A 21059-nucleotide genomic window follows, 5' to 3' on the forward strand; every position below is an offset into this window, starting at 1 on the left:
CGGGTCAGCCTCCTGCTGCAACCCTGCCTTAGAGCCTTGCAAGAAGCCGGCCATACTAAGCCTATACTAAGCCTCCCCTTCCAGCGGCTGGGAGTGTCACTCTATCTCTAGGGGACTGGCGTCTCCTGCGCTACAGCCCCCAACCCGTCGTCCTAGACTGCTACTGGAGGATTGCTATGACCACACGGGTAGCCATCAATGGATTTGGTCGCATTGGCCGCTCGTTTTTGCGAGCGCTGCTCTCCCAGCCAGAGCGGGGGCTGGAGGTGGTAGCGGTTAACGACCTAACCGAGCCGGAAAATCTGGCTTACCTACTCCAATTTGACTCTGCCTACGGCCGCCTGCCCCAGACGGTGAGCGTTGCCGATGGCCACCTGCACGTCGGCAGCCACAAGATCCGAGTTCTGGCAGAACGGGATCCGGCGCAACTGCCCTGGAAAGATCTGGGCGTCGAACTGGTAATAGAGTCCACTGGCCTGTTTACCAAGCGGGAGGGAGCAGCCAAGCACCTGGAGGCTGGCGCCAAAAAGGTGATCATCTCTGCTCCTGCCAAGGGTGCCGACCTAACAGTGGTGATAGGGGTCAACGACGACCAGTACGACCCCGAGAGGCATCACATCGTCTCCAACGCCTCCTGTACCACCAACTGTCTGGCGCCGCTGGCCAAGGTCTTGCTGGATCGCTTTGGCATCGAGACGGGCTTTCTCACCACGTGCCATGCCTACACTGCCACCCAGGCCATTGTGGATCGCCCGGATCCCAAGGACTATCGCCGGGGCCGCTCGGCGGCGGTGTCGATTGTGCCTTCCACAACAGGGGCAGCTACGGCAGTTGCCGAGGTCTTGCCTGCCCTGAAAGGGAAGATGGACGGCCTAGCGCTGCGGGTGCCCACCCTAACCGGCTCGATCGTGGACTTTGTGGTGCGCACTGAGCGGCCCATTACCAAAGAGGCGGTTAACCAAGCTTTTGTCGAGGCTGCTGAGGGGCCGATGCGCGGGATCCTGGCCATTGCCCCGCCGCACATTGTCTCGGCAGATATCATCGGCGATCCCCACTCTTCAATTGTGGATCTGGAGTCGACGATGACGCTAGGGGATCGCACAGTGAAGGTGCTCTCCTGGTACGACAACGAATACGGCTACGCCTCGCGGCTGGTGGATCTGGCAGCCAAAATGGCGGCTGCACTGTAGAGCTTTAGTCCCAGCCTAGGTCGGTGCGCTCGAGCCAGGAGCTATCCAGGGCAGCCAGCGCCTCGGCTGCAGCTATGCCGGTTTCCGGGTGGCGCCAGTGGGGATTGATTTCGCACAGGGGGGCCAGGACGAAGGGGCGCTCCATCATGCGAGGGTGGGGCAGGGTCAGGGCGGGGCTGTTGAGAATCCAATTGCCCATGGCCAGCAGATCCAAGTCCAGCGTTCTGGCCTCCCAGCGTATGCGCCGCACCCGTCCCGCTTCCTGCTCGATGGCCAGCAGCGCCCTGAGCAACTCCAGGGGGGATTGGTAAGGCGGAAAGGGATCCAGGGCCACCACGGCGTTGAGGTAGTCGGGCTGGCCCGGCGGCCCTCCTTGGGCGGGGCTGCGGTAGAGGCTGGAGCGGGCCACCACCTCTCCCAGACGCGGCAACTTCTGCATGGCCGTGCGCAACTGCTGCAGCGGATCCCCGAGGTTGCTCCCCAGAGCTATGTAGGCCAGGTCAGGCTTCATGGAGGGGTGGAGCGACGGCGGACGATCTCCACGTACACATCGTCAAACAGCCCTGGCAGGGGGGCTTGCGGCTTGTGCACCCGCACCGTCAGGGCTTCCACCTGGGGATAGCTCTGCCACAGCCGCTCGGCAATCCGGTCTGCCAACGTCTCAATCAACCGGTAGCGCTGCTGGGTCACCTCTTCCCGCACTGCCTCGTACACCTGGGCGTAGTCCACGGTGTGGGCCAAGTCATCCTCTTGGGGAACCAAGGCAAGCTGCAGCTCCACATCCACTACAAAGCGCGCCCCCAACAGGGCCTCCTCAGGACGATAGCCGTGGTGGGCATGGAAGCTAAGACCCCGCAGCACCAGCCTAGCTTGGCTCACCGTGCAGCCCTTCCCAAGCCGCTAGAGCGGAGACATGGGCGGGGACGTTGTGCGCCCGCACCAGGGTAGCGCCCCGGCTGGCGGCAAAGAGATGTACGGCTACGCTGGCGCTATCCCGCTCTTTGGGCACAGCAATGCCGGAAAGCTGGCCGACAAAACTTTTGCGCGAGGCTCCCACCAAAACGGGGTAGCCATAGGCCACTAGCCGCGGCAGGGCTCTGAGGAGGGCAATGTTCTGCTCGGCGGTTTTGGCAAAGCCCAGGCCAGGATCCAAAATGACACTGGGCACACCGGCTGCCAGAGCCCGCTCCGCTTGGTCCTTGAGAAAACCAAAAACTTCTCCCTCAAGGTCGTCGTAGTCGGTGAGCTGCTGCATGGTGCGCGGCTCTCCCCGCATGTGCATGATGACCGCTGGAACCCCCTTCTCGGCACACACCTGCATCATCTGTGGATCCCGCAGCCCGGTGACATCGTTGATGATGTGTGCCCCCGCTGCCAGAGCAGCAGCAGCCACCTCTGCTCGCCGTGTATCGACGCTGAGGAGAATTCCGGATCCTTCTAGAGCCCGAATCACGGGCAAAACCCGGTCGCACTCCACCTCTACCGGCACCGGCTCCGCCCCCGGCCGGGTAGACTCGCCGCCGATATCCACAATCAGAGCTCCCGCTGCTGCCATGGCCTTGGCCGCTTGCACGGCTGCCTCCACGGATCCCCACTGGCCGCCGTCGCTGAAGCTATCGGGGGTTACATTGAGTACCCCCATCACCGCCACTCCCCGCCAAGAAAGACAGTACCCCTCCTCTGTCCGTTCCGCTCCAGGCAGGGGACGCCGGGAGATCAAGCTAGTAACGCCCATAACTCTTGTAAGCTACTTCGCTGTCAGAGCGGCTGCCCAAGAGGGAGGAAGTGCGAGCCTAGCTGAATTCCCTTGCTCTGTTGGGACGCAGACTGCTTGGAGTGGCACGGCATCTGGGTGTATCCGTCCTAGTAGGAGGATTGAGGGGGGACATCACCTGAGGTTGACAAGGAGGGATCCCCTGCCAGCCAAAGAGTAGCTTCAGCAGAGGAATCCCTCCTGCTTGAGCTAGAACATAATGTCGTCTTCCGAACGACCCCAGATGCACCAGATGATGGAAGCAAAAATTGCCAGGTAAACCCAGGCCATTGGCCCGTATTGCAGCAGGTCCATCAATGCGTCCCTTAAAGCAATTGTTTATCTAGTCCAATTATTGTGATGTTTCGTTACAGCGTCAACGGCTTTCTCAGGAAAGGGCCCCTAGACATGGAAGCGGAAGAGCATTACATCTCCTTCCTGAACCACGTAGTCTCTGCCCTCGCTGCGCACCAAGCCCTTTTCTCGGGCAGCACTCAGGGATCCCGCGGCCACTAGATCCTCATACGCTATCGTTTCCGCCCGGATAAAGCCCCGCTCAAAATCCGAGTGAATGACCCCCGCCGCCTGGGGAGCAGTGGCACCGGCAGGGATTGTCCAGGCGCGGGTTTCTTTGGGACCAGAGGTAAAGTAGGTGCGCAGGCCCAACAGCTCGTAGGTGGCGCGGATCAAGGATTTCAGCCCCCCTTCTTTCACCCCCAGCGACTCTAGATAAGCCTGTCGCTCTTCAGGCGGCAACTCCACCAATTCCGCCTCCACCTGGGCCGAGACCACCACCACACGCGCCTCCTCTGCCTGGGCCACTTGCCGCACCTGCTCTACCCAGTCGTTGCCAGTGGCTAGCTCCGTTTCTGCCACGTTGGCGGCGTAGATCACCTTCTTGCGGGTGAGCAGCCCCAAGCCTTTGATGGCGACCTCCTCCTCTGCGCTAAGGGGCACCAGGCGAGCCGGCTTGCCCTCGTCCAGAGCAGCCTGCAGCTTCTCCAGGGCCTGCAGCTCTACTTGAGCCGTTTTGTCAGACTTGGCCTGCTTGCGCACCCGTTCCAAGCGTCGCTCAATCTGGGCCAGATCCGCTAGAGCCAGCTCTAGGTTAATCACCCCTATGTCTCGCACGGGATCCACCGAGCCAGCCACGTGGACAATGTTCTCGTCTTTAAAGCAGCGCACCACATGCACGATGGCGTCCACCTGGCGGATGTGGGAGAGAAATTGGTTGCCCAAGCCCTCCCCCTTGCTGGCACCAGCCACCAGCCCGGCAATATCGACAAACTCGATTTGGGCGGGAACAATGGCCGCCGAGCCACTGATCTTAGCCAGCACCTCCAGGCGCTCGTCTGGCACGGCCACCCGTCCGATGTTGGGCTCGATGGTACAGAAAGGAAAGTTGGCCGCCTCCGCTTTGGCATTTTCGCAGAGAGCGTTGAATAGAGTCGATTTGCCCACATTGGGCAGGCCGACAATTCCAGCTCTAAGCATTGAGAGTGGGAGGGAAAAAGTCCGTTGCGAAACTTTACTTTGACGTTAGCATTTGTCGCCTCCGGCTAGTGCGCCTACCCAGAGGGCAGCTCCGCGGCAAGCTGGGCAAGGTTCCTCAGACCCGTTCCAAAAAGACCACTCCCTCTACATGGCCTGTTTGGGGAAAGAAGTCAGCAGCTCGCCATTGGGTTAGGCGGTAGGATCCCTCGGCCATGAGGATTTGCAGGTCGCGCGCCAAGGTGGCAGGATGACAGCTAATGTAAACGATCTGCCGGGGCCGTTGCTGCTTTAGGATCTCAAGCACCTGCCGCTCGCAGCCCCGCCGCGGCGGATCCAACACCACAACATCGGCAGGAGGCAGAGTCGGCAAAACCGCTTCTACTGCGCCCTGGAAAAACTGGGCCGAAGTGATGCCGTTGAACTGGGCATTGTAGCGGGCCTGGGCCACCGCCGCGGGCAGGACTTCCACCCCCATCGCCCGTTTGGCCCGCTGGGCCAAGAGCAGGGTTAGGGTGCCGATGCCACAGTAGGCATCTAGAACGGTCTCCTCGCCGCGCAGATGGAGCTGATCCACTATCCAGGTAAAAAAGGCCTCCGCCTGCTCTGTGTTGACCTGGAAGAAGGAGGTGCTATCAATCCAAAAGGAAAGACCGGCCAGTTCTTCCCGCAGGGATCCCCGTCCAGCAATGACCTCCGTTTGCTGGCCAAAGATGACGTTGGTGCGGGCTGGGTTGAGGTTGAGGCAGACCCCCACCAAGTCGGGGTAGCGCTGCATCCAGCGTTTGGCCCACCTTTCCAGGTGAGGTAGGTCGCGGCTGCAACTCACTAGAGTGAGAAGCACCTCGCGGGTGCGGCGGCCAATGCGCAGGCCCAGATGGCGCAACTGGCCTTGGTGGCGGCTTTCGTCGTACACACTCCAGCCGGTTTCCTGCAGATCCCGCTTGATTTCCCTCAGGAACACGTCCAGTCGCTCGTCCTGGACAGGGCACTGGTTGAGGTTTACCAAGCGGTGGCTGCCCCGTCGGTAGTAGCCCATGCGCAGCGGCTGGCCCTCTGCTTTGGCAATGGGGTAGGTGACCTTGTTGCGGTAGCGCAGCGGCTGCGGGGATCCCAAAATGGGGACGGGCTCCGGCAGGGAAAGGCCGCCAATCCGCTCTAGCGCGTTGCGGAGAATTTGCTGCTTGGTGGCCAACTGCTGCTCGTAGCTGACGTGCTGCCACTGGCAGCCACCGCACTTGTCGGCAACAATGCAGGCTGGACGCACTCGGTGCGGCGAGGGAGTAACGAGCGAACGAATTCGCCCGACCAGGTAGTTGCGCTTGATCTCGAGAACCTGGGCCACCACCCGATCCCCGGGCACGCCTTGGGCTACAAACACCACCCGTCCCCGCCCGTAGCCAAGCGTGTGGGCAATGCCATCTCCTTCGGGAGTTAGGTCGGTGATCTCCAGGGATAGGAGATCCCCTGGCTTGATGGGATCAGGGGCCAGCAAGGGGATTGGCTGCTCCATGGAAGAAGGTGGGGCACTCCAGATACCACTGAACTTTTTCGGAAATGGGTTAGCAACAGCTTTTTACTCCCCTTCTGGAGAGGCATGCTCTCACCTCCCATCCCCTCTCTCCGAGGAAAAGGGGAGATTGGATGAGGGGGGACGTGAGTCAATCGTGGGTGAGACAATCCAATCGATACGCAAGAAAATCCGGCAACCGAGACAGAATAAACAGAGTAATCCCAGAAAACGCAAGGACGAAACTCTATTGTGGCATTGGCTGGGACACCTGGCTTGGGAAGGGAGCCGCTGGAACTCCATTTTGCTCGCTGTGGAGCGGATTGAGGCTGGCTCCCCAAACGGCCCCCAAAAGCAAGGTCATCAACAGGTGAAGGCGGCCATCCAAGATCACCACGTCCACTATCCCGGCAGCAAAAAACGCTGTTAGGGCCAGCACCATGCCCAGAAGGAGCCCCTCCTGGGAACAACGCCAGGCTCGCCAGCCCCGCGCCAAGATCCAGCCCCACAAGGCCAGATAGCCCAGCAGCAGAGGGATCCCGCCTTCCGCCGCCAAGTGCAAGTACAAGTTGTGGCAGTGGCCTAGCAGCTCGGGCGGGTCCTGGGCATTGTAGAGCTCGGGAAAGCTCTGCCAGCCCCAGCCGGTCAGGGGCCGCTCCCGCACCATCTGCAGGGCAAAGCGCCAGGCATCGAGGCGGTTGGCGGTTGAGCTAAAGTGGGGGGCCTGGGGATCCCAGGTGTCCGCCAGACGGCTCCAAATCAACGAAGGCACAACTGCCCGCCAGCCGGGCCAATCCAAAGCCGCCGCCAAGCTGGCTAGCCCCAGGCCGGCCAAGAGGGCGATCCCCCACCAACAGCGCCGCAGCACCAACCCAATGAGTAGAGCCAATCCCCCTGCCCCCCAGCCGCTGCGGGAGGCTGTCAGCAGCAACAGCAGAGATCCCAGCCCCAGCATCGCCACTAGCCCTGCTCGGGTGAGGCGGGATCGAGTTACCCCCCACAGCCCTGCCGCCAAGCACAGGTGGATCACTAGGTAAATGGCCAGGAGGTTGGGGGAGGTAAAGGCCGCTGCCGGTCGCTCCCCGCCAGCCACTCCCGTAATCCAGAGCGGCCCCAAGAAGAGATGGCCCTGCCACCCCCACAGGACCTCTCCCCAGCCCAACAGCAGCATCAGCCCACTGCCCAGCACCAACACCTGCGCTAGGCGCCGGCGACTTTCAGGATCGGCCAGCGCTGCCCCAAAGGCCGGCAGCATCAGCAGAAAGGGCCAGTAGTTAAACATCCCCGGCAAGCTCAGCCGCCAGTCTTCCCCCAGCAGCGCCGTTGCCACTGCCGCCGCGCTCAGCAGGCCCGCCAAGCCCAACAAGGGATCCCGCCGGATCTGCTCCCAGTAGCGGCCATAGCTCTGCACCGTCCCCACCGCCGCCAGCAACAGACTAGGGGCCAGGTTGACTGGGATCAGGGCCGCCGACCCCAACAGCCAGCCCTGAGGTTGCGAAGGCCGGGGATCCGGCAACAGGTCTTTAGAGGCAACTGAGGCAGAGAAATTACTCATCGTCGATGGGGATCCCCGCTCGTACCCGCCCCTGGCCAAAGTAGCGGCCAAACTGCAGCTCGTAGACCTCGTCTTCGTCTTGGGTTTCCACCCACAGCTCGGAGCGGGCATAGCCCACGCACAGCAGCCCGTAGCCCTGCTCCTTCAGCTCCCGCGAGATCCCCATTGCCTCCGGCTGGTAGAGGGATCCCCGCCGGATCCGCACCGCACAGGTGGTGCAGGCACCGTTGCGACAGGCAAAGGGAAGCTGGATCCCTTGGGCTTCGGCAGCCTCCAGGATATATTGGTCGGCGGGCACCTGGATGAGATAGTGGGCGTCTTTCTGGCGGTCGTGGATGTGAACCGGGTAGGAACGCATGGAGGAGCAAGATGAGGAGACTTCTCCATGATCCCACAAGACTTGAGGGGAGTTGGGCTACTTTCCAGCTCCGTAGGATAAGCTGAAGGCAGGGCGCCCAGGAGAGCAGCCTATGCTAGAAACCCCTAATTCCCCCATGCCCTCAGAGGAAAAACTGCCAGCCACCTTCTCGGCTGAAGTTTTTCACAAGCTCCTCGAGAGCAATACGGAAACTCGCCCCTGGGGCAGCTTTACGGTGCTGGACGAGGGCCCTGGCTACAAAATCAAGCGGATTGTGGTGCTGCCCAAGCGTCGTCTTAGCTTGCAGATGCACTACCACCGCAGCGAACACTGGATCGTCGTTGCCGGCACCGCCAAAGTAACCTGCGGCAACGAAGAGCGGCTGATCACCACCAACCAGTCTACCTACGTGCCCCCCTGCACCAAGCACCGCCTGGAAAACCCCGGTGTCATCCCGTTGGTGATCATCGAGGTGCAAAACGGCCAGTACCTGGGCGAAGACGACATTGTCCGCTTCAGCGACGACTACGCCCGTGCTACCGGTGAGCAAGCGACTGCCTCCTGAGCAGGCCCCCTAGAAAGGGGAAAAGGCCATCAACAGCAGGGCACCAAGCAAGCCCAGTGCCACCTGCACCGCCTGCCCAAAAGGAGGGTGGCTGGTCACCACTTCGCCATAGCGGCTCTGGAAGCGGGACAGATCCAGATAGGGAGCCACCCCCCGCCGGAACCACCCGACCACTGTTCCCTCTTTGCCGATCAGCCCTGCGGCCTGCCTGGCCCCAAACAGGAAGTTGCCCAGTGGCCCAAAGCGGGAAGCGTAGCGCAAGAACATCATCCCCGTCTCATCCTGGAACTTGAGGTCGGCGCCAAGGCGATAGCCCGGATTCCCCCGCCCAATTACCCGCCCCTGCAACTGCATTGGCAACCCGCGCAAGGGGCTGGTGTAGGGGTTGCTCAGCGCCTTCAACACCGTCAACGCCGGCGGGTTCTCCAAGCTGGGGTACATCACTGGCATCTTCAGCAGCAGGCCCAGGCTGGCTCCCGCCAGGGCCAGGCCGGCAAACATGCCGTAAGATCCTGCCTGTAGAGCTGGGATCCCAAGCCCCATTCCCAAGATTGCTCCCAGCCACTCGGCATTCAACAGCAGCATGTCTAGGAGGAAACTGCCATAGAGCTGCTGGCGGTTGAGCTGCTTGCCTTGGGCCACCACGCTGGCCATATCGAACTCCACCGGCAGATCCAGTTGCTCGGCATAGGTGGCTAGCGCCCGCACCCGCTTGCCGGTGAGGGGATGGGTGGAGTTCAGCTCCATCCACCAGGCCCAGGGGTTAAACAGATCCCACAAAAACACCCTGCCCACCTGGCTGGGATCCGAAGCAAGCCGGTAGGCTGTCCCCACCGTCCCTGCTGCCTTGGCGTCGTAGATCCCCAAGGCCCGCATCCCCTCCAACAGGCGGGTGCTGCGCCGACGAGTTTCCTCGTCCTGCTCCCGCTCTCCCTCCTGAACAATGCCCAAGGCAATTTTCACCAGAGCCCGTGCAAGGGCATTGGGGTTGCCGGTGGTTTCGGCAGCAAAGTAATCGGCAAAGTACTCCCGCACCCGCGACAGATACAGCACCAAATAGGAGCCAGCCACGTAGAAGAGGTAGGCCACCAGCGCCAGGAAAGCCAGGTTTTTCCCCCCTCTGCGGTTACGGCCCTCACTGCTCCCGCGATCGCGCACATAGACATAGAGAAGGTAGAGGAGCTGCAATAGCGTGGAAGCTAGGGTCATGACAGCGAAATCCCAGTGGATAACATGCCCCAGCTCGTGGGCATAGACCGTGGCCACCTCTTCATCTTCCAGGTAGGTAAATAGGCCCTCGCTGACAACAATGCGGGCGTTATTGGGCAGGCTGCCATAGGTGAAGGTGGTGGGGTTTTGATCGGGGATCAGACCCAGCTTCGGCTGCTTTAGCTTGTGCTGCCGGCAGACGCGTTCAATCACCTCCGCGCTTTCGGGGCTGCGGCGCTCAATTTCCCCCAAGCTCACCCACTGGGTGCCGTAGAGGCTCTGCTGGATCCAGTCCATCACCCAGGGGGACAAAAAGAAGACTAGGGCGTTGAAGGCCAGGGCAAGCAAAACGGCGAGAAGGAAAGAGCCGAAAGAGAGCCCTCCTTCCAGGGTGCCGAAAACAGCCAGGGCCAGCACAAACACCATGCCAAACAATAGGCCTAGGGTCAGGCCTGCGGCCACTGTCAGGTTGCCGGCAAAGCTGGCCAAAACCAGCGCCACCCCCCCTTGGGGAGCGCGATAGTTGCGTTTTGCCTGGCCGGTTTTGCGGCCTGAGGCGGCGGGATCCAAATCAGCCAAGGTGCGGCTAGGGCTGAAACAGTAGCGGCTTAGCCAAATGCTCAGCAGGCGCAGCTCATAGGGGCTAAGACTCTTCAGAGGTTCCAGCCACAGAGATGCTTCCACTGACAGCGTCACCGTGGAGACAGCGCTGGGGTTGCGAAACAAGGTGGGCAGTAGGGGGCAGCACCTCCTCTTTTTGCCCAGAAGTGAGGCCGTGAAAACCCAAGACTGCCTGGCGCACCACGCTGGAGGGTTGGGGCAGGTCGGCAGTGAGCAACTGGCGGTCTAGGACAAAGCAGTAGTGGCTGAGATCTGGCTGCAGAGTCCCTTCTGTGGCTAGCCCTGGCCCCAGTCTCACCTGCGTCTTCCAGTCAGCCTGCTGCTGACCCATAGGGCGACTGTAGAGAGCTAAGCGCTTGACTTGGGGGTAGCGGCTAGCTACAGCCTTCCGGAACCAAGCGGTTAGCTGCTCGTAGTTGAGGGCAGCATGGGCAGGGCGATTGAGCATGACCACCAAAGCATAGTCCCCAGGGCTGTCTTGGAGGGGCTGGGCCTTGACTTGGACTCTCAGGCGCAGATCGGCCAGGGCCCTCTCCAGCCAGTGCGCCACTTCCTGCTCGTTCATAGTCATCTCCCGCAGTAGGGGGTTGACGTTCTCCTCAGCCCTGAAAGGCGGGGATTCTCCCCCTACTTGCTGTGCTACACAGCGTGCGGCTTGTACCGCAAGATCTCAACCAGTGTCCGTTTGTCCTAGGTCTAGAGGATCACCAGCGGTGGGCTGCGCTTGCCGCTGAAGAGGAGTGGCAGATGGGCTCTTCCCCTGCACCCGGTAGGAGCAATGCTGCCAGGGCGGTTTGGCCTCGGGTCGCCGGCACTGGCGCCACGATCTACTGAAGTGCCCAGTTTGAGCTTGCAGACGGTGTCCACGGCCAAGGCTAACGGGCTGAGTTGGTAACAACAGGTGGCTTATCCCCCTCCCAGCGGCAGCACTGCTCCACTAGGTCGGAGAGCAACCTAAGCAAAGCTCAGCCTTAGAAGTTTTTGGCTACACAATCGAGCGCTGTCCCTCGGGGCTAATGCCAATGATGGTGAGCTGGCAATCGAGCAGCTTAAAGCCGTATTTTTCCGCCACCTTTTGGCTGATGCTGAGGATGGCATTGTTTTTAAACTCAATGACCTTGTTGGTTTTAATGCAAACCAAATGGTGGTGGTGGCGGGGAGCCGGATGGTTGATCTCGTAGTGTTTGTGACCTTCCGTCAGCTCCAGCTCCCGCAAAATGCCCATGCGTGTCATTAGCTTGACAGTGCGGTAGATAGTGGAGAGGCTAACTTTATGACCTTCTTCCTGCAACTTCTTGTGCAGCTCCTCGGCACTCAGGTGAGTCCCCTCGGGTAGGTTTTGAAAGGTCTGTAGGATAATCTCCCGTTGCCGAGTGGCTCGCCAGCCCCTCGCGTTTAGCTCCGCCTTGAAAGCTTCTTCCGTATAGACCATGACCCTGCCCCTCCACTCCTAGGCAACGCGGCCGTGACCGTCAATAAGTTCTGTAATTGATAATAGCTTCTGATAGCTTCCCTAAGAGCCCTGCCAGCGGTTTTCCCTCCTGGAGCAGTTGCAGCGTCTGGTCTAGCTTGTCCCCCTAGGATGAGCTAGCCTACTCTTGCAGCATCTTGCTGGCGGCAAGTTTGGGCTACCATGCTCAGGAAAAGGCCTGTCCTAGCAGTGTTGGCAAGTATTGAGGAAGGCAGAAAAAGATGCGCTTTGAGCAGCCCAAAACCTATTCCATTTCTCTAACTGGCTGGGGTTTTTGGCTGGGATCCCTGGCCGTGGCAGCTTTGCTAACCGGCCTCGGCCTGGGCTGGCTGATGGTTGGCTTGGTAGCCCTGCTTTTGTTTTTGCTCTCTCTACCGCTGTTGGTGCTGCTGGCCTTCCGCTGGTGGGCCCGCCGCTGGATTACGACAGATCGCTGCCCGGTCTGTGGGTCAGAGGCGCAAGCTCTTGAAGGCAGCCACTTCTTTTGTCCCAGTTGTGGCGAGCCCCTGTTTGTTGCCGATGGATACTTCCACCGGCAAACGCCCCCTGGCACCATCGACGTGGAGTCTGGGGAAGAGAGCAGCTGGGAGTTACCCAGCTGAAGGATTTATCCTCGCGGCGCTTTGAGGGTTGATGAGCCGGTGGAGACGCGGAGTAAGAGCAGGGGTTGGGCTGCTCTCAGCAGCAGGGCTTTGGCTAGGGGCGCTGCCCTCTTCGCCGGGATCCCTACAACCTCAGGTGCAAATCCATCTAGCGCAGTTAGCTAGGCGGGGGTTTTCGCCTAGGGGGCAGGGGGTTTGGCTGCAAAGAGGCGACCAAGTTTTGGGGCAGCACCAGGGATCCACCCCTCTGCCGGCCGCCTCGCTGACTAAGGTGGCCACTACCCTGGCTGCTTTGCAGCAGCTTGGCCCGCAGCACCGCTTTGTTACCACCTGGTTGGCCACTGGCCCCCTAACCGCTAAGGGAGTTTTGCAGGGGGATCTCTGGGTTTTGGGAGGAGGGGATCCTTTTTTCGTGTGGGAAGAGGCCTTCTTGGTGGGCAACGCCCTCAACGCCCGGGGGATCCGCCAAGTGCGCGGGGATCTGGTGGTGGTAGGCCGCTTTTACATGAACTTTTCCCTGGATGTAGCCCGCTCGGGAGCTCTGCTGCAGCGGGGGCTGGATGCGCGGCGCTGGCCGCCAGAAGCCCAGATCCAGTTTCAAACCTTGCCTCCCGGCACACCCAAGCCCCAGGTGGAGATCTTGGGCTCGGTGCGGATTGCCCAGCAAATCCCAGCTAACGCCCAAGTTTTGCTCAGACATGAGTCGCCCCCCCTTATTCACTTGCTCAAGCTGATGAATCTCTACAGCAACAACTCCATGGCCGAGATGTTGGCCACGGCGGTGGGGGGAGCAGACCAGGTGGCTCAACTGGCCCGTGAGGCCGCAGGGATCCCGCCTGCCGAGCTACAGCTAGTTAACGGCTCGGGGTTGGGAGTGGAAAACCGCATTTCTCCACGGGCCAGTGTGGCTTTGTTTCAGGCAATCCAACTGCTTCTGGAAAAGCAAGGGCTTTCTCTAGCCGATGCTTTTGCTGTCGTCGGCCAAGATGGGGGAGTGTTGGAGCGGCGGCTGTTGCCGGAGGGGATGATTGCCAAATCCGGCACCCTCAGCGGCATCAGCACCTTGGCGGGAGTCTTGCCAACCGAAAGGGGGGACATTTGGTTTGCCCTGATGAACAGCGGCGCCCCTTTGGCTGACTTGCGTGCCTGGCAGGAACAATTTCTCAGCCAGCTCCAGTCCCAATACGGAGCCCCCGCCACCTTGCCTGAGCGTTGGAGGGAGGGAAGATCCCACTAGGCTTGAGCTTCCACGCCGCAGCGAGTCAGTTTCAGCCAGGGGGATCGCTTTGCCAGTGGGGCGTACAGGAGTCGAACCTGTGTAAGGCAAATTATGAGTTTGCTGCCTAAACCGCTCGGCCAACGCCCCTTCTCTCTCTACTTTAGCGCCCCTAGCTCTATTTCGATCCTCCCCCCAGCAGAGCCTCGCAGCGCCAGCTGACTCTGACCTACTCCTCTTCCTCCATCTCGAAGTCCTCGACGAAGTCGTCGCCGATCAAGTCGTCAATCTCCTCGAGATCGTCGTCTAGGGTAATCTCAGGAACTTCAATTGGCTGTTCCAGCAAGCGACCTTCCTGGCGTAGCCAGTCCAAGATAGAGAGGCCGCCCCTGGAGGGCAGGAGCACCGGAGGTTGATCCCGCGGCTCCTCCCGCAGAGAAGGGTTGTGGTAGTACATACTGTCCAGGCAAAGGGGGTTGATCAAACCTGAGCTGCTCCCCTCAAGCGGGGAGGTGAGTCTGGCTAGCGGCTATTTCCTAGCTTAGCCTAGGCCTGCCAGGCCTGCAAAAAGCGCTGCAGCACCCGCTCCAACTGGATGGCTCGCGCTGCTTTAAATAGCAGCCGATCCCCCGCCTGCACCTGGTGCAGCAAGATTTCCAACAGGGTTGATTCGTCCCTACAGCGCTCTACCTGAGCCGCTGGCCTCTGCTCAATGAGCGGCTGCATTTCCCCCTCGGGATCCAAAAGCAAAAGCCGCTCCAACCCCAAAGGAGCAGCAGCGCGCCCCACCTCTGCGTAAAGGTGAGGGGCATGCTCCCCCAGCTCCCGCATGGGGCCGAGAATGGCCCAGCGCCGTTTTCCGGGGGTTTGGGCCAGAAGCTGGAGAGCCGCGATCATGGCCTCTGGCGAGGCGTTATAGGTCTCATCCCAAATTTCCACATCTCCTGCCAGCTTGAGGTGGCGGTTACGCCCCTCCAGGGGCGTGGGCAAGAGGATAGGCTCTCGCAGGCGTTCCCAATCCAACCCCAAGCTGCGCACAGTGGCCAGCACCCCCATCCAGTTGAGGGCATGGTGCCTGCCTGGCAGGGGCACCGGCAAGGTCAAGCCCTCCACGGTAACCGTCTGCGCCTGCGGATCCCACTGCCCTCGCAGCTCACCTTGGTCAAGGCCGTAGGTGAGGGTTGGCCCCGACCACACCCTGGCGGCAGTGGCCAGCAGCAAGGGATCCTCACCGTTGAGCAGAGCCACTCCCCCTTGGCCTAGCTCTTGCAGCAGCTCGCACTTGGCGGCGGCAATGGCCTCGCGGGATCCCAGTCTGCCGATGTGGGCAGTGCCGATATGGGTAATCAAGGCGTGGGTAGGCTGAGCCGTCTGGGCCAGGCGGCGAATTTCGCCGGGGCCGCGCATGGCCATTTCCAGCACGGCAAACTGGTGCTCAGGTCGCATCTGCAGCAGTGTCTGGGCCACGCCGATGTCGTTGTTGTGGTTGGCTTCGCTTTTGAGAACGCTGCCGTAGCGGGAGAGGGCAGCCGCCAGCATTTCCTTGGTCGTGGTCTTGCCCACTGAGCCGGTGATGGCCACCACGGGAATGGCAAACTGCTCCCGCCAGGCTCTGGCTAGGCGCTGGTAGGCAGCTAGGGTATCTGGAACCCGAAAGTGAGGTGCAGCCACCGGCTGCTGGCTGATGACGGCAATGGCCCCTTTGCTCATGGCGTGGGGAATGAAATCGTGCCCGTCAAAGCGCTCTCCCTTGAGGGCAACAAAGATCGACCCGGGCTGCAAGCGGCGGCTGTCGGTGCAGAGGGTCTGAACCGGCCAGCTCAACAGCTGAGGATCCCCTTGCAGAGGGGTTTGCAGCAGCTCGGCCACAGCTTGTAACGTCAGCATGGGGGTCAATGAGTTGAGCCTGGCTATCGCGTAGGATAGCCAAAAGAAGGCTCACCTGCTTCTCCAACCAAGTTAGCTAGGCTGCTGGCATCCGCAGGTGTTGCACGAGCGCCTGTAGTCCTAGCAAGTAGCTATGGGCCCCAAATCCGCTGATTTGCCCAAGGGCTACAGCCGCGATGTAGGAGTGCTGGCGGAAAGGCTCGCGGCGGTAGATGTTGCTTAGGTGAACTTCTACAGTAGGCAATCCCACAGCGGCAATGGCGTCGCGCAGAGCAATGCTGGTGTGAGTATAGGCGCCTGGGTTGATCAAAATGCCGGCATGCTGCTGGCGAGCGCGGTGAATGGCGTCGATGAGCACTCCCTCATGGTTGGACTGGAGGATCTCCAGCTTTACCCCCAGCAGCTCTGCTTGCCGATGCAGAGCCTGATCCACCTGCTCCAGGGAAACTGAGCCGTAGATGCTGACCTCCCGCTCCCCCAGTAGGTTAAGGTTGGGGCCGTGCAACACCAAGATGCTCAAAAGCTCGCCGCTGGTGGCTAGGGCGGTCGGATTAACGACGACGAGGGGATCCATTTTCTACCGGAATGGGTGCAGGTTGGGGCTGAGGACTTCCCAGCAAAGCGTCAATGACACGTTCCACCCACTCGCGGATCTTTTCGAGAACCTTTTCTACCCAATCCATCCGACCTGCCTCGTAGGAGTTACAAAGCTCTCGGGGGAGTTTAACCCGTGGACTTCCATGATAGCGCTTCTTTCCAAGAAACAGGGAAATGCCCTAGTGGAGAGCACCTAAAAGCAGAATGTCCACGGCCAGCAGGGCCCCAGCAAAGGCTAGTAGGCTGCGCACGATCTGGCGTTCTTGCTTGGAGCGATGGGATCCCCCCAGCCGCAGCCAGCGCAGGGACTTGGGAAAGCGGTAGAGCATACAGAAAGCTCCTCGAGCCACTTGGGGAGTGTTGACGCTACAAATAATCATGCCCCATTCTCCAAGTGGCCGATCCCACCTAACTTCCCTTCGCTGGGGGGGAAGCTGGGCTGCGGTGGCCAATTCCCTTTGGAGTGATTTTCTGTCGATGACCACTCCCCTAGCCCAAGCCGAAACGGTTTTTCAGCGCTGCTGGGATCACTGGCAACCGCTGGCCAAGCGTCCCGACCTGCAGCCGGAGCTGAAGGCTCTGTCTGCTCTGCGCAGGCGACTGAGGGCGCGGTTATTTTCCATTGCCGTGTTTGGGCTGGTCAACCGCGGCAAGTCAGCAGTCGTGAATGCCCTAGTTGGCGAGGCTCGGCTGGAAGTGGGGCCCCTAAATGGCGTGACTCAAAAGCCGCAATCGCTGCTGTGGCGACCGGGGCCAGGGATCCCTTGGCAAGTGCGGCTCATCGATACGCCTGGCTTAAACGAGGTCAACGGAGAAGCGCGCGAGCAGTTGGCCTGGGAGGTGGCCCGGGCGGCGGATTTGATCCTGTTTGTAATCGCCGGCGACTTGACCCAGCTGGAGTACCAGGCGCTACTGGAGTTGCGCACCCTGCACAAGCCCCTCCTGCTGGTGTTGAATAAGTGCGATCTCTACTCGGAGGCGGAGCTGCAGGCAATTCGCGAACAAATTAGCCGCCACCTGGGCTGGGTGTCGCCGCAGGAGATCCTGACAGTGTCCGCTTGCCCAAAACCCCAGAAAGTCCGCACCCACTGGCCAGATGGCCGCGTCACCCTGGACTGGGAGCGACCTGCCCCCCAGATCGAAGCTCTGCAAGGCCAAATTGTGGAGATTTTGCAGACGGAGGCGGAGTCCCTCCTGGCCCTCAATGGGCTGAAGCGGCTGGAGCGCCTCCAGGCTCAGCTTTGGCAAAAGCAGTGGCAGTATCACGCCCGCCATCTGGAGCAGTGGGGTACAGCCTGCGCCCTTGGCAAGGGGGTTGCCGTGGGCTTAGCGCCCCTGGGCTTGGATCTGCTGCTTGCGCCCCTCCTGGATAGTCTGTGGCTGTTGGGCTTGGGGATGCGGCTGCGCCTGCCCTGGGGATCCCTCCGCAGGGCTCTAGAGGACTTGGGGCGACCGCTGCTGCTTAATGGCATGCTGCTGCTGTTGGCCGAAGGGCTAGGCACCTGGCTGGGGGGCAGTTGGGGCAACGGTCTCCTGGCGGGAGTGGTGGCAGGGGCAAGCCTATACCGTCTGGGATCCCTGACGCCGCCCCTGTTGAGCCGCTGGGTCAGCGAAGGGTTTGGCCTGGGGGCCGTCCTGCGGGATCTCGTGGGCAGCAAAGAGCTAGCTGCCAAGGTCTAGGGGGCCTAGTCCTGCCCCATCTCGGCAGCGTGGTAGGAGCTGCGCACCAAGGGCCCAGAGCGCACCTGGCGAAACCCCATCTGGCGGGCAATCTCGCCCAGCTCAGCAAACTCCTCTGGCGTCCAGTAGCGCTGCACTGGGCGGTGGGCCAAGGAAGGCTGTAGGTACTGCCCCAGGGTGAGCCGCTCGCACCCCACTGCCAGCAGATCCCGAAATGTCTCCAACACTTCTTCGCGGGTCTCCCCGTGCCCTAGCATGAGGCCGGACTTGGTGGGCAGGTTCGGATCCAGCTCCTTCACGGTTTGCAAAACCCGCAGGGATAGGTCGTAGCCAGAACTGCGCCGCACTGCCTGCGACAGCCGCCGCACCGTCTCAATGTTGTGGTTGTAGCAGGCTGGCCTGGCCGCCACCACCCGGGCAATGCAGTCGCGATCCCCCCGAAAGTCAGGGGTAAGCACCTCGATCTGGATCCCAGGACAGCGCCGCCGGATGGCCTCCATCACCTCCACGAAGCGGCCAGATCCCTGGTCGGGCAGGTCATCGCGGGCCACCGAGGTAAGCACTACATAGCGCAGCCCCAGCAGCTCCACCGCTTCGGCCACCTTTTCCGGCTCTTCCGGGTCGAGGGGAGCAGGCCGTCCGCTGGCCACTTGACAGAAAGAACAGGCGCGGGTGCAGATCCCGCCCATCAGCAGAAAGGTGGCAGTCCTTTGGCTGTAGCACTCGGCCCGATTGGGGCAGCGTCCCTCCTCGCAGATGGTGTGCAGTCCCCGCTGCTTGATCACCCGCTGAACTGCCGAGATATCGCTGGCCTTGCCGATAGAGCGCTTGACCCAACTGGGGAGGGGGCTACCAGGCATGGGAGAACCGCTTGCTAGGGCTGAGTACCTGGGAAAGAAGCCTTATCCAAAGAGATAGCGTCCATCATGGTATGGACGCCTTCCCTGCCCTTGGCTGGAAAAGGGCTAGGTTACCTGAGGAGAGGCTAGCATCTGGTTGACGATGCGCTGCACGATTTGAAAGCCGGTTACCGCCTGCCAGCCCAGGATCCCCAAGATCACCACATTGAGCAGCAGGTGGACATTGCGGGCCCAGACCTTTTGGCCATCCTTCATCAGGGGTGCCAAAGCAGCAGAGGTGGTTACTAGGGCTACAATGCCCAGGCCGGCCAGCAGGTGGGGCCCAACAAACAGCTTGTGGCTTCTAATGTAGGTCACGGCCATGCCTCCCAGGGCCCCAAACACCATCAACAGCAAGAAGAGAGATCCCGCCAGGAAATGCCGCTGGCCAAACTTGCCCTTAATCAACTCCTTGCGCTCTTCCGCCGAGGCGGTGCGCAGCCGCCGCACCTGGAGACCCAGATAGAGAGTATAGAGAGCTAGGGCAGAGGCCAAAATCATCAGCACTGGGTGAAAGAAGGGCAGAGCCAATTCCAGCCAGCGGGGAAGTTGAATGGTGCTCATAAAAGCCACGCAAAGAAGAGGAAGTTGCCCCTAACTTAACCAATTTCCCTCTCCTGAAGCAAGGGCGTATATGGACTCCAACAGTTGGGGTGCTATCTGGGTTAGGTGCTGGTAGAGGCGGATCTGCCGCCGGCAGCGGGCGAGGTTGTGATCCCGGCGACTGGCGTAGCGCTGCGGATCCCAATTCCAGTAGCAGTCCTCGAACCAATCCAGCAAAAAGCGCATCCCCAACTCCAGCGTCATCAACTGGATCCCTTGCAGAAGGAGCTCTGGCTGCAGAGCGCGCAGGTTGCCGGTTTGGGCGTAGCCGCGCAGCCCTGCTAGGATTGCCTCGGCCTCAACGGCCTCCCCTCTCCGGCCCCAGGAGCGCAAGGCATCTCCTAGCTCAACGTACAGGTTGTGGTCCATAAAGGTGTCGAGATCCACCAGGCCAGCAAATTTTCCCCTTTCGTCAAACAAAAAGTTGTTGAATTTGAGATCGGCATGGATAATCTGAGTCGGAAGTCCTGGCGGCAAAAGCAACCTGGGCACGGTCTCGACAAAAAATTGCCACTCTGCCCTTATTTCCGGGTCGGGGCTGCGCTGGCAGAGCTGCTGCCAAAAATAGGCCGTGTCGTGAAAGTGAGGGATCTGAAAGCGAAAAGAGTAGTGCCATCCGGCCAAAAGGCGATGTAGGCGCCCAACTGCCGCCCCTGCTTGCTCCAAATAGCTCCAGGCAGGAGGAGTTGAGTAGGAGGAGCCCGGCAGGCAGTCCATAACCCGCCACAGCCCTCCCCCCCAGCTTAGGTGCAGGGAGCCATCGCGGGCGCGGCGGAATTGGGGAACCGGAAAGCCCTGCTGCCGTAGCCAAGAGCCAATGGCCTGGCCATCTTCGGTAACCGCCGGGTCAAATTGGGGATGGAGGTGCTGGACAACGAAGGATCCCTGGCCTGCCTTGAGCTTCCAGGTTTGGTGAACAAGGCCCCCACCGAGGGCTTCGAGCAGCTCGGGCTCCCCTAGTTGAAAGTGGCGAACCAAGGGATCCAGCCAGGCAAAATCGGGCGTAGGCAAATCACCCGCCCAAGTCCTAGCCATGGGTGCGCGGATCCGGCTGAGCGGGGAGGACAGGCCCACCCGGCTGCAGGGCAGACACTGGCCCAGGCTGGGTCAGCGGCAAGGGATCCCCGGCTGCCAGAGCCAGCAAGTTGGCCCGCAAAACCGAAGCTGGCTGTTCACCAATGGCTGATCCCACCACTTCCCCTTGGCTGTCCAAGAAGAGAAAGTGAGGGATTCCGTTGACCCGATAGCGGCTTAGCTCTGGCAGCCACTTGGGGTTGTCCACATTGAGCATGACGAAGTTAATCTGCTGGGCAAATTCCTTTTTCAGGTTGGCCAGAAGAGGCGCCATGGAGCGGCAGGTGATGCACCAGTCGGCATAAAACTCCACCAGGGAAGGCTTGCCGTTGGCCTGGGCTTCCTCCCAAGGCACAGCCTCTGCCGCCAGCGCTGCCAAGCTCGTGCCCGCCTGACGCGCTTGGTTGGCCAAAAACAGACCTGCTGCCAAAAGCACGGCTATGGCGGCAACCAGGCCGTTGCGCAGGCGTTTTGCCCAGTTTTCCCCCTCGATTCCTTCCTTTGCCATGACAGTCTTCCTCCAGGTACCTCCAGGTAAGAGAGGGGGAGCTTTGTTCTCGATTGCAGCTCTGAGGCAAGTTGTCAATTGGCAGCTTTACGGCGATTGCGACGGGCTGCTACTGCTTTCCGCTTGCGCTTTTCCAGGCTGCTTTCAAAGTGCCGATGGTTGCGCAGATCCCGCAAAATGCCCGCCTTGGCAACTTGGCGCTTAAAGCGACGCAGCGCCGACTCAATCCCTTCGTTTTCGCCGATTGTCACCTGGGTCATAGAGAGATCG

At 60.8% G+C, this 21059-nt stretch carries 25 protein-coding genes and 1 tRNA gene; 5 read left to right on the forward strand and 21 right to left on the reverse strand.

From position 1 onward, the window contains the following. Nucleotides 1–176: 176 nt before the first annotated feature. Nucleotides 177–1190 carry a type I glyceraldehyde-3-phosphate dehydrogenase gene (gene gap, locus NW804_RS04355; RefSeq protein WP_414395850.1) on the forward strand — a complete coding sequence of 338 codons (1014 nt, stop codon included), beginning with the start codon at nucleotides 177–179 and terminating at the stop codon, nucleotides 1188–1190. A 4-nt stretch (nucleotides 1191–1194) separates the two neighbouring features. On the opposite strand, the gene folK is transcribed toward gap, so the two are convergent. From folK to NW804_RS04390, 7 genes are all read right to left on the reverse strand, one after another. Continuing rightward, nucleotides 1195–1701: a 2-amino-4-hydroxy-6-hydroxymethyldihydropteridine diphosphokinase gene (gene folK, locus NW804_RS04360; RefSeq protein ID WP_414422948.1), complete on the reverse strand. Its 507-nt coding sequence runs from the start codon at nucleotides 1699–1701 to the stop codon at nucleotides 1195–1197. After that, entirely contained in the window at nucleotides 1698–2069 is a 372-nt protein-coding gene (folB, locus tag NW804_RS04365) for a dihydroneopterin aldolase (RefSeq protein WP_414419883.1), read from the reverse strand. The genes folK and folB overlap by 4 nt, the downstream gene beginning before the upstream one ends. After that, the gene (gene folP / locus NW804_RS04370) at nucleotides 2056–2925 is read right to left on the reverse strand and encodes a dihydropteroate synthase (RefSeq protein ID WP_414422949.1); all 870 of its coding nucleotides are present in this window, start codon (nucleotides 2923–2925) and stop codon (nucleotides 2056–2058) included. Before folP ends, folB begins: the two co-directional genes overlap by 14 nt. 420 nt (nucleotides 2926–3345) lie before the next feature. Beyond that, entirely contained in the window at nucleotides 3346–4437 is a 1092-nt protein-coding gene (gene ychF / locus NW804_RS04375; protein ID WP_414410427.1) for a redox-regulated ATPase YchF, read from the reverse strand. Between the two features lie 115 nt (nucleotides 4438–4552). Further along, nucleotides 4553–5947: a 23S rRNA (uracil(1939)-C(5))-methyltransferase RlmD gene (rlmD, locus tag NW804_RS04380; protein ID WP_414405836.1), complete on the reverse strand. Its 1395-nt coding sequence runs from the start codon at nucleotides 5945–5947 to the stop codon at nucleotides 4553–4555. A gap of 244 nt (nucleotides 5948–6191) precedes the next feature. Continuing rightward, nucleotides 6192–7499 (reverse strand): O-antigen ligase family protein, encoded by a 1308-nt coding sequence (locus NW804_RS04385; protein ID WP_414422950.1) that lies wholly within the window; start codon nucleotides 7497–7499, stop codon nucleotides 6192–6194. Next, nucleotides 7492–7857 (reverse strand): 2Fe-2S iron-sulfur cluster-binding protein, encoded by a 366-nt coding sequence (locus NW804_RS04390; protein ID WP_414395836.1) that lies wholly within the window; start codon nucleotides 7855–7857, stop codon nucleotides 7492–7494. The genes NW804_RS04385 and NW804_RS04390 overlap by 8 nt, the downstream gene beginning before the upstream one ends. A gap of 112 nt (nucleotides 7858–7969) precedes the next feature. Between NW804_RS04390 and NW804_RS04395 the strand changes: the two genes are divergently transcribed. Further along, complete coding sequence (locus tag NW804_RS04395; protein ID WP_414395834.1) at nucleotides 7970–8422, forward strand: phosphomannose isomerase type II C-terminal cupin domain; 453 nt, start codon at nucleotides 7970–7972, stop codon at nucleotides 8420–8422. Between the two features lie 9 nt (nucleotides 8423–8431). Here NW804_RS04395 and NW804_RS04400 read toward each other — a convergent pair whose 3' ends face one another. The 3 genes from NW804_RS04400 to NW804_RS04410 all read right to left on the reverse strand — a co-directional run bounded on the left by NW804_RS04400 (nucleotide 8432) and on the right by NW804_RS04410 (nucleotide 11684). Then, nucleotides 8432–10315, reverse strand: a complete 1884-nt coding sequence (locus NW804_RS04400) for a M48 family metalloprotease (RefSeq protein WP_414422951.1) — start codon at nucleotides 10313–10315, stop codon at nucleotides 8432–8434. Continuing rightward, a complete protein-coding gene (locus NW804_RS04405) occupies nucleotides 10275–10817 on the reverse strand; it encodes a hypothetical protein (protein WP_414419889.1) in 543 nt (180 codons plus the stop codon). Before NW804_RS04405 ends, NW804_RS04400 begins: the two co-directional genes overlap by 41 nt. Nucleotides 10818–11237: 420 nt before the next feature. Beyond that, a complete protein-coding gene (locus NW804_RS04410; RefSeq protein ID WP_414395828.1) occupies nucleotides 11238–11684 on the reverse strand; it encodes a Fur family transcriptional regulator in 447 nt (148 codons plus the stop codon). 260 nt (nucleotides 11685–11944) lie between these two features. Here NW804_RS04410 and NW804_RS04415 point away from each other — a divergent pair, with 260 nt between their 5' ends. Further along, a complete protein-coding gene (locus NW804_RS04415; RefSeq protein WP_414395827.1) occupies nucleotides 11945–12325 on the forward strand; it encodes a hypothetical protein in 381 nt (126 codons plus the stop codon). A gap of 31 nt (nucleotides 12326–12356) precedes the next feature. Then, nucleotides 12357–13562, forward strand: a complete 1206-nt coding sequence (locus NW804_RS04420) for a D-alanyl-D-alanine carboxypeptidase/D-alanyl-D-alanine-endopeptidase (protein WP_414422952.1) — start codon at nucleotides 12357–12359, stop codon at nucleotides 13560–13562. A gap of 56 nt (nucleotides 13563–13618) precedes the next feature. Here the strand turns inward: NW804_RS04420 and NW804_RS04425 are convergent. The 6 genes from NW804_RS04425 to NW804_RS04450 all read right to left on the reverse strand — a co-directional run bounded on the left by NW804_RS04425 (nucleotide 13619) and on the right by NW804_RS04450 (nucleotide 16405). Continuing rightward, nucleotides 13619–13691: transfer RNA gene (locus NW804_RS04425), tRNA-Ile, on the reverse strand. A gap of 79 nt (nucleotides 13692–13770) precedes the next feature. Then, nucleotides 13771–14025: a DUF3134 family protein gene (locus tag NW804_RS04430; protein WP_414422953.1), complete on the reverse strand. Its 255-nt coding sequence runs from the start codon at nucleotides 14023–14025 to the stop codon at nucleotides 13771–13773. A gap of 62 nt (nucleotides 14026–14087) precedes the next feature. Then, nucleotides 14088–15428, reverse strand: a complete 1341-nt coding sequence (locus tag NW804_RS04435; protein ID WP_414422954.1) for a UDP-N-acetylmuramoyl-tripeptide--D-alanyl-D-alanine ligase — start codon at nucleotides 15426–15428, stop codon at nucleotides 14088–14090. A 76-nt stretch (nucleotides 15429–15504) separates the two neighbouring features. After that, nucleotides 15505–16002 carry a type II 3-dehydroquinate dehydratase gene (gene aroQ, locus NW804_RS04440; protein ID WP_414405828.1) on the reverse strand — a complete coding sequence of 166 codons (498 nt, stop codon included), beginning with the start codon at nucleotides 16000–16002 and terminating at the stop codon, nucleotides 15505–15507. Next, nucleotides 15980–16111, reverse strand: a complete 132-nt coding sequence (locus NW804_RS04445) for a hypothetical protein (protein WP_414395819.1) — start codon at nucleotides 16109–16111, stop codon at nucleotides 15980–15982. Before NW804_RS04445 ends, aroQ begins: the two co-directional genes overlap by 23 nt. A gap of 93 nt (nucleotides 16112–16204) precedes the next feature. Continuing rightward, nucleotides 16205–16405, reverse strand: coding sequence for a hypothetical protein (locus NW804_RS04450; RefSeq protein ID WP_414405827.1), 201 nt, complete (start codon nucleotides 16403–16405; stop codon nucleotides 16205–16207). Between NW804_RS04450 and NW804_RS04455 the strand changes: the two genes are divergently transcribed. Further along, nucleotides 16404–17705, forward strand: coding sequence for an Era-like GTP-binding protein (locus NW804_RS04455; protein ID WP_414422955.1), 1302 nt, complete (start codon nucleotides 16404–16406; stop codon nucleotides 17703–17705). The genes NW804_RS04450 and NW804_RS04455 overlap by 2 nt on opposite strands. Nucleotides 17706–17710: 5 nt before the next feature. Here the strand turns inward: NW804_RS04455 and lipA are convergent, their stop codons facing one another. The 5 genes from lipA to rpsU form a co-directional block, all read right to left on the reverse strand. Then, nucleotides 17711–18565, reverse strand: coding sequence for a lipoyl synthase (gene lipA / locus NW804_RS04460; RefSeq protein ID WP_414395812.1), 855 nt, complete (start codon nucleotides 18563–18565; stop codon nucleotides 17711–17713). A 105-nt stretch (nucleotides 18566–18670) separates the two neighbouring features. Beyond that, nucleotides 18671–19168, reverse strand: a complete 498-nt coding sequence (locus NW804_RS04465; protein ID WP_414395810.1) for a DUF4079 domain-containing protein — start codon at nucleotides 19166–19168, stop codon at nucleotides 18671–18673. A gap of 30 nt (nucleotides 19169–19198) precedes the next feature. Further along, on the reverse strand, nucleotides 19199–20242 hold the full coding sequence (locus tag NW804_RS04470; RefSeq protein WP_414422956.1) for a phosphotransferase enzyme family protein: 1044 nt from the start codon (nucleotides 20240–20242) through the stop codon (nucleotides 19199–19201). Next, nucleotides 20235–20789 (reverse strand): thioredoxin domain-containing protein, encoded by a 555-nt coding sequence (locus NW804_RS04475; RefSeq protein WP_414419897.1) that lies wholly within the window; start codon nucleotides 20787–20789, stop codon nucleotides 20235–20237. The genes NW804_RS04470 and NW804_RS04475 overlap by 8 nt, the downstream gene beginning before the upstream one ends. A gap of 74 nt (nucleotides 20790–20863) precedes the next feature. Continuing rightward, nucleotides 20864–21049, reverse strand: a complete 186-nt coding sequence (rpsU, locus tag NW804_RS04480) for a 30S ribosomal protein S21 (RefSeq protein ID WP_414395804.1) — start codon at nucleotides 21047–21049, stop codon at nucleotides 20864–20866. Nucleotides 21050–21059 lie beyond the last annotated feature (10 nt).

This window comes from Synechococcus sp. WC10meta (genome assembly GCF_047461475.1).

Bases quoted from the DNA above. Each gene is read 5' to 3' on its own strand.
- NW804_RS04435 (WP_414422954.1), bottom strand. From the start codon at position 15,428: ATGCTGACGTTACAAGCTGTGGCCGAGCTGCTGCAAACCCCTCTGCAA.
- NW804_RS04445 (WP_414395819.1), bottom strand. From the start codon at position 16,111: ATGGATTGGGTAGAAAAGGTTCTCGAAAAGATCCGCGAGTGGGTGGAA.
- folK (WP_414422948.1), bottom strand. From the start codon at position 1,701: ATGAAGCCTGACCTGGCCTACATAGCTCTGGGGAGCAACCTCGGGGAT.
- NW804_RS04450 (WP_414405827.1), bottom strand. From the start codon at position 16,405: ATGATTATTTGTAGCGTCAACACTCCCCAAGTGGCTCGAGGAGCTTTC.
- NW804_RS04410 (WP_414395828.1), bottom strand. From the start codon at position 11,684: ATGGTCTATACGGAAGAAGCTTTCAAGGCGGAGCTAAACGCGAGGGGC.
- NW804_RS04405 (WP_414419889.1), bottom strand. From the start codon at position 10,817: ATGAACGAGCAGGAAGTGGCGCACTGGCTGGAGAGGGCCCTGGCCGAT.
- NW804_RS04455 (WP_414422955.1), top strand. From the start codon at position 16,404: ATGCCCCATTCTCCAAGTGGCCGATCCCACCTAACTTCCCTTCGCTGG.
- NW804_RS04395 (WP_414395834.1), top strand. From the start codon at position 7,970: ATGCTAGAAACCCCTAATTCCCCCATGCCCTCAGAGGAAAAACTGCCA.
- NW804_RS04470 (WP_414422956.1), bottom strand. From the start codon at position 20,242: ATGGCTAGGACTTGGGCGGGTGATTTGCCTACGCCCGATTTTGCCTGG.
- rpsU (WP_414395804.1), bottom strand. From the start codon at position 21,049: ATGACCCAGGTGACAATCGGCGAAAACGAAGGGATTGAGTCGGCGCTG.
- NW804_RS04415 (WP_414395827.1), top strand. From the start codon at position 11,945: ATGCGCTTTGAGCAGCCCAAAACCTATTCCATTTCTCTAACTGGCTGG.
- gap (WP_414395850.1), top strand. From the start codon at position 177: ATGACCACACGGGTAGCCATCAATGGATTTGGTCGCATTGGCCGCTCG.
- aroQ (WP_414405828.1), bottom strand. From the start codon at position 16,002: ATGGATCCCCTCGTCGTCGTTAATCCGACCGCCCTAGCCACCAGCGGC.
- NW804_RS04420 (WP_414422952.1), top strand. From the start codon at position 12,357: ATGAGCCGGTGGAGACGCGGAGTAAGAGCAGGGGTTGGGCTGCTCTCA.
- NW804_RS04385 (WP_414422950.1), bottom strand. From the start codon at position 7,499: ATGAGTAATTTCTCTGCCTCAGTTGCCTCTAAAGACCTGTTGCCGGAT.
- folP (WP_414422949.1), bottom strand. From the start codon at position 2,925: ATGGGCGTTACTAGCTTGATCTCCCGGCGTCCCCTGCCTGGAGCGGAA.
- lipA (WP_414395812.1), bottom strand. From the start codon at position 18,565: ATGCCTGGTAGCCCCCTCCCCAGTTGGGTCAAGCGCTCTATCGGCAAG.
- NW804_RS04390 (WP_414395836.1), bottom strand. From the start codon at position 7,857: ATGCGTTCCTACCCGGTTCACATCCACGACCGCCAGAAAGACGCCCAC.
- NW804_RS04475 (WP_414419897.1), bottom strand. From the start codon at position 20,789: ATGGCAAAGGAAGGAATCGAGGGGGAAAACTGGGCAAAACGCCTGCGC.
- ychF (WP_414410427.1), bottom strand. From the start codon at position 4,437: ATGCTTAGAGCTGGAATTGTCGGCCTGCCCAATGTGGGCAAATCGACT.
- NW804_RS04465 (WP_414395810.1), bottom strand. From the start codon at position 19,168: ATGAGCACCATTCAACTTCCCCGCTGGCTGGAATTGGCTCTGCCCTTC.
- rlmD (WP_414405836.1), bottom strand. From the start codon at position 5,947: ATGGAGCAGCCAATCCCCTTGCTGGCCCCTGATCCCATCAAGCCAGGG.